Annotated in this window: 4 protein-coding genes and 1 pseudogene; 3 read left to right on the top strand and 2 right to left on the bottom strand. The window is 73.5% G+C overall.

The window, feature by feature from the left end; all coding sequences use genetic code 11:
- Positions 1 to 191 precede the first annotated feature (191 nt).
- Positions 192 to 974 (bottom strand): annotated as a pseudogene (locus KVT45_RS32440) (peptidoglycan recognition protein); the annotation flags it as partial.
- A 189-nt stretch (positions 975 to 1,163) separates the two neighbouring features.
- Here KVT45_RS32440 and KVT45_RS32435 point away from each other — a divergent pair.
- Positions 1,164 to 2,348, top strand: coding sequence for a MarP family serine protease (locus KVT45_RS32435; RefSeq protein ID WP_217552710.1), 1,185 nt, complete (start codon positions 1,164 to 1,166; stop codon positions 2,346 to 2,348).
- A 14-nt stretch (positions 2,349 to 2,362) separates the two neighbouring features.
- Here the strand turns inward: KVT45_RS32435 and KVT45_RS32430 are convergent, their stop codons facing one another.
- Complete coding sequence (locus KVT45_RS32430) at positions 2,363 to 2,851, bottom strand: GNAT family N-acetyltransferase (protein ID WP_217552709.1); 489 nt, start codon at positions 2,849 to 2,851, stop codon at positions 2,363 to 2,365.
- A gap of 72 nt (positions 2,852 to 2,923) precedes the next feature.
- Between KVT45_RS32430 and KVT45_RS32425 the strand changes: the two genes are divergently transcribed.
- Both KVT45_RS32425 and KVT45_RS32420 read left to right on the top strand, forming a co-directional pair.
- Entirely contained in the window at positions 2,924 to 3,817 is an 894-nt protein-coding gene (locus tag KVT45_RS32425; protein ID WP_217552708.1) for a TIGR01777 family oxidoreductase, read from the top strand.
- A gap of 160 nt (positions 3,818 to 3,977) precedes the next feature.
- Positions 3,978 to 5,336, top strand: a complete 1,359-nt coding sequence (locus tag KVT45_RS32420) for an NAD(P)/FAD-dependent oxidoreductase (RefSeq protein WP_217552707.1) — start codon at positions 3,978 to 3,980, stop codon at positions 5,334 to 5,336.
- Positions 5,337 to 5,887 lie beyond the last annotated feature (551 nt).

Here is a 5,887-nt window from a genome sequence, read left to right as displayed (position 1 = left end):
GTGGACACCTTCGCAGGCACCGTGGACACCTTCGCAGGCACCGTGGACACCTTCGCAGGCACCGTGGACACCTTCGCAGGCACCGTGGACACCTTCGCGGGCGCCGTGGACGCTTTCGCGGGCGCCGGTGTCGCCTGAGGTGCCGGTGTCTTCGACGGTGCCGGTGTCGCCGTGGGCGTTCCCGTCGGGACCCTGCCCTGCAGCCGGGCCGCGGTCTCCCTGATCTCCGGGAGGCGGGCGACGAGGGCGGCTCCGGGGCAGTTGGTCCGGTAGCCGTCCTGGTGGCCGGCCACGGCGGGCAGGGCGACGACGGTGCCCTCCCGGTACCGGCTGAGGCCGTTGCTGGAGACCAGACGGGCGCTGCCGCGCGGATCGACGTCGGCCAGCCCGAGTTTCCAGGCGGCGACGGCGGCGATCGAGTCGGCCATGGCGCGCGGCACGGGCACCCCGGCGGTGAAGGTGCCGAGGGCGGCGATGCCGGCGGTGCGGTGGTTGAAGCCCTGGGTGTGGGCGCCGGTGACGGCCCGGTCGGCGCCGCCCGCGCGGCCCTCGTAGACGGTGCCGCACCGGTCGACGAGGAAGTTGTAGCCGATGTCGTCCCAGGCGCGGTCGCCGGTCTGGCCGGTGTACAGGCGGCGGATGATCTCGGGGGCCTGGGCGCAGGAGTAGCCGTTGGGCGAGTCGGTGTGGTGCACGAAGACGGCGACGACCTTGTCGTCGTAGCGCGGCGGCGGCTGGGTGCGGCTGACGGTGGCGTCCAGCCAGGCCGAGCGCGGCACGATGTGCGGCCGGGGTGCCCGGTAGCGGGTGGCGGGGCTGGTGGGCGCGGGTGCGGCCAGGTGGATCGCGACGGGGCGGTCGCCGCCCTGGGCGTACAGCACCAGCACGAGGACGGCGGCGAGGCCGGGCAGGCAGCCGAGCAGCGTAAGGGCGGTGATCCTGGTGCGCCGCCCCGCTCTTGGGAAGACACGCATGGCACCCACTCTCTGGTTGATCGACTCCGTCCGCGATGTGTGCTGTGCCACCTGGTGGAACCATCGTCCTGGTCCGGGGCGTTTCAGCGGGTACACGCACGCGTGGCCGGTTCCGGGGGCCTCGCGCGCGTGAACTGATCACTGGACCTGTCCCGACCGTATTAAGGGCACCGAGAGAAAGGCGGCTCTGTGGACCTGCTCGACCTGGTGCTGGTACTGGTGGTCCTCGTCTACGCGGCGTCCGGTTACCGGCGCGGGCTGGTGGCCGGCTGTGTCTCGCTGGCCGGGTTCGTGGGCGGTGCGGTGATCGGCGTGTGGGTGCTCCCGTGGGTGATGGAGCTGGTCACGCGCGGGACGGCGACGGCGACGGTGGTCGCGGTGCTGACGGTGCTGGTGCCGGCGGTGGTGGGGCACGAGCTGGCGGGGCGGCTGGCGCTGCGGCTGCGCCGGGAGCTGGACCAGGGGCCGCTCAGGGTGGCCGACGGGATAGGCGGGGCGGTCGCCAACTCGGTGGCGGTGCTGATCGTGGCCTGGGTGGCGGCGAGCGTGCTGGGCGCGTCCTCGTCGCCCGCTGTGACGACGGCGATCCGGGACTCGAAGCTGCTGGGCGCCGTGCAGAACACCATGCCGGACACCACCCCGGCCTGGTTCTCGCGGGCCACCTCGGCGCTGACCGAGGCGGGCTTCCCGCAGGTCTTCAACCCGTTCGAGAACGAGTCGACGGCCCGGGTCGCCAAGCCGTCGGGCGACAACGTCACGGCGGCCGCCACGAACGCGGCCAAGCACAGCACGGTCAAGATCGAGGGTTCCTCCGGCACCCAAGGCCGCGAGGGCAGCGGGTTCGTGTTTGCGCCGGAGCATGTGATGACCAACGCCCACGTGGTGGCCGGCATCGACAACCCGAGCGTGCGGATCGGCGGGGTCGGGCCGTCGTACGACGCGGAGGTCGTCCTCTTCGACCCGGACCGGGACGTGGCGGTGCTGTACGTGCCGCAGCTGCGGGCGCCCGTACTGCGGCTCGACACCACGGCGGCGCGCGGGAACTCCGCGGTGGTGGCCGGCTATCCGCAGGACGGCAACCTGAACCTGCAGGCGGCCACGGTGGCGAACAAGGTGCAGGCCACCGGCCAGAACATCTACAACGACGCCACCGTGACCCGGGAGATCTACTCGATCCGTTCCACGGTCCGCCCCGGCAACTCGGGCGGCCCGCTCCTCACCACCGGCGGCAAGGTGTACGGCGTGGTGTTCGCCCGCTCCACGTCGGACGACGAGACGGGGTACGTGCTGACCGCCGACGAGGTGGCGTCGGACGCCACGCGCGGGGCGACCGCCACGTCACCGGTGGACACCGGCGAGCTGATCACGTCCTGATCACGTCCTGACCGTCACAGCGGCCGGCCCATGACCACGTCGTCGACGTACTCGCCGTCCAGGAAGAACTCCCCCGGCAGCACGCCCTCGACGGCGAACCCCTCCGACTCGTAGAGCCGGCGCGCCGGGGTGTTGTGCCCGAGGACGCCGAGCCGGATCCGGCGGGCGCCGCGGCGGCGGGCCTCCTCCATCGCCGCCCGCAGCAGCGCCCGGGCCACGCCCCGGCCGCGGGCCTCCTCGGCGACCGCGAGGCCCCGGATCTGCCGGACGTGCGCGTTGGTGGCGACCTTGTAGGCGAGGCCGAGGCGGACGTAGCCGACGATGCGCCGGTCGAGCTCGGCCACCAGGGTGTCCTCGGGGGTGTGACGCTCGCTGAAGAAGGGGTCGTACGGCGGCTGCGGCCGCGGCAGGACCGCGTGCAGATACGACCAGGTGGCGCGGTCGAGGGCGGAGAGCTCCTCGTCGTCGTCGGGCAGGGCGGCGCGTATGTACGGATCCGGCATGCGGCCACCCTAGGTCGTCCGGCACCGGGGCCCCATGGGTTTTCCCCCGTCCTTCCCGGCATGCTGGGACGCATGGAACGTTCTCGTATCGCGGTGGCCGGCGCGTCCGGCCTCATCGGCAGCGCCCTGGTGCGGTCCCTGCGGGCGGACGGGCACGAGGTGGTCCGCCTGGTGCGGCGCGCGGCCCACGGCACCGGAGAGGTCTGCTGGGACCCCGGGGGGCAGTACGTGGACACCGCCGGGCTGGCCGGCTGCGACGCGGTGGTGAACCTCGCCGGGGCGGGGATCGGCGACCGGCGCTGGACGGCCGCCTACAAGCGGGAGATCCGGGACAGCCGGGTGCTCGGCACGGCCGCGCTGGCCGAGGCCGTGGCGGCGCTGCCGGAGCCACCGCGGGTGTTCGTGAGCGGCAGCGCTATGGGCTTCTACGGCGACACCGGCGACCGGGTCGTGGACGAGGACGCCCCGCCCGGGGACGGTTTCCTGCCGTCGCTGTGCGTGGAATGGGAGGAGGCGGCGGCCCCGGCGCAGGAGGCGGGCGTACGGACGGTGTTCACGCGCACGGGCCTGGTGGTGGCCCGTGGCGGCGGGGCCTGGGGCCGGCTGTTCCCGCTCTTCAGGGCCGGACTCGGCGGGCGGCTGGGCGACGGCCGCCAGTACTGGTCGTACATCGCGCTGCACGACGAGGTGGCCGCGATCAGGTTCCTGATGGACACCGAGGGCCTGTCGGGCCCGTTCAACCTCACCGCGCCCGACCCGCTGACCAACGGTGAGATCACCGCGGCGATGGCCCGCGTGCTGCGCCGTCCGGCGCTCTTCCCGGTGCCCTCCCCCGTGCTCCGGGTGGCGCTCGGCGAGATGGCCGGGGACGTGCTCGGCAGCCAACGGGTGGTGCCGAAGCGGCTGCTGGAGTCGGGGTTCACCTTCGCGTTCCCGGGCATCGAGGACGCGATTCGCGCGGCCTGACGACCCCTGTGACCGTATGCGACCGGCGTGCGACCGTGCCCTGTTCATGCGCGACTGTCCTTGACCGATCACCGTCCTAACCTCGACCCGAACTCGGGTATCCCCGGAGCAGGTTGGGGGCATCACGTCTCCACCGGACGCGCAATCGAGGAGGGGCCTCGTGCATGAGCCCGCGTACCAGGCGGACGTCGTCATCGTGGGAGCCGGAATCGCCGGACTCTCCGCGGCTCATCGGCTGAACAGCGCAGGAGTAAGGACCGCGGTCCTGGAGGCCGCCCCTTACGTGGGCGGCCGTATGTCGACCGAGAAGGTCGACGGCTTCCGGCTCGACCGGATCGGCCAGCTCCTGTCCACGTCCTATCCGGAGCTACGCCTCGCCCCGGGACTGGACGCCCTGGTTCTACGCCGGTACGCGCCCGGCGTGCTGCTGCATCGCGACGGGCGCAGGCACCGGGCCGGCGCTCCGGCGGGCGGCGGAAGCGCGAGGGGCGCACTGTATGCCGTGCGCGCCCTGGCAAGCGCCCCCAGGGGCGGCTCGCCGGTGGCGCCGGCGCGGGCGACCGCGCCGATGGGCGGCGCGGTCGACCAGGCCCGCCTGGGCGCCGCGCTGGGCCGCATCGCCGTCACCCCCGTCGAACGGATCCTGGCCCGCCCCGAACTCCCCGCCGCCCACGCCCTCGCCGAGCGCGGGGTGCCCGCCCGCACGATCGACGGCTTCCTGCGCCCGCTGCTCGCGGCCCTGCTCTGCGACCCCGAGCTGACGACGTCCAGCCGCTGCGCGGACCTCGCCCTGCGCTCCTTCGCGAGCGGGCGGCTGTGCGTGCCGGAGGGAGGCGCCGAGGTCCTCCCCGACCTCCTCGCCCGGGCCCTTCCACCCGGCACGGTGCACACCGGCGTACGGGTCACCTCGGTCTCCACCACATCGGTGACGACGGCCGACCACGGCGAGATCCGCTGCCGGGCGGTCCTTCTGGCGACCGATGCCCGAGCCGCCGCCGAACTCCTCCCCGGCCTGCGCGTCCCGGACTTCCACCGGGTGACGGTGGTCCACCACACGACGGACGAGCCGGCGACCCTCACGACCGGAGCGTCCTTCCTCCTGGACGCGGACCGGGGCGGCCCCGTCTCCCACACCTCCGTCGTCAGCAACATCGACCCCAGCCGGGCCCCGCAGGGCCGAGCCCTGATCTCCTCGACGGTCCTCGGCAAGCCCCCCGCGGACATCGACACAGCGGTCCGCATGCACCTCTCCCGCCTCTACGGCACGTCGACGCACCGCTGGGAGACCCTCGCGGTCCACCACACCCCCGAGGCGATCCCCGCCATGCGCCCCCCGCACGACCTCCGCCGCCCCGTCCGCCTCCTCGCCGGCCTCTACGTCTGCGGCGACCACCGCGACACCAGCACAGTCCAGGGAGCACTGCATTCAGCCCACCGGGCAACAGCAGCAATTCTGACCGACCTCGGCGCCTCGGGCTCCCTGAACCGGGCAGAACCTTTGCAACGCCGGGCCGCATAGCGCCCCCTCAGGGGCGCGGGGCCGTGTCTGATTTGCGGCTCCGCCGCGTGGGCGCGACCAGCCACGACGGCACCGCACCCGGCAGACGACCGGAACCGGCAACGGCGAGCAGCAACGGCCCGCCCGGCACCGCCGAACAACACCGTCGTGGCTGATCACCGCTGCGGCGGAAAAGAAAGGTGAGCCGCAAAGCTCCCCGCCAGGGGCGCGGGGAACTGCGCGAACAGCCACGACGGCAGCGCACCCGCCAGACGACCGGAGCCGCCAACGGCGAGTGGCGACGGCCCGCCCGGCACCGCCGAACAACACCGTCGTGGCTGATCACCGCTGCGGCGGAAAAGAAAGGTGAGCCGCAAAGCGCCCCGCCAGGGGCGCGGGGAACTGCGCGAACAGCCACGACGGCGGCGCACCCGCCAGACGACCGGAGCCGCCAACGGCGAGTGGCGACGGCCCGCCCGGCACCGCCGAACAACGCCGTCGTGGCTGATCACCGCTGCGGCGGAAAAGAAAGGTGAGCCGCAAAGCTCCCCGCCAGGGGCGCGGGGAACTGC

Source organism: Streptomyces sp. GbtcB6, from assembly GCF_019091475.1.
Lineage (GTDB): Bacteria > Actinomycetota > Actinomycetes > Streptomycetales > Streptomycetaceae > Streptomyces > Streptomyces hyaluromycini.
Note: the sequence above shows the minus strand (reverse complement) of the source record. Positions and strands in the feature narration are given on the sequence as shown.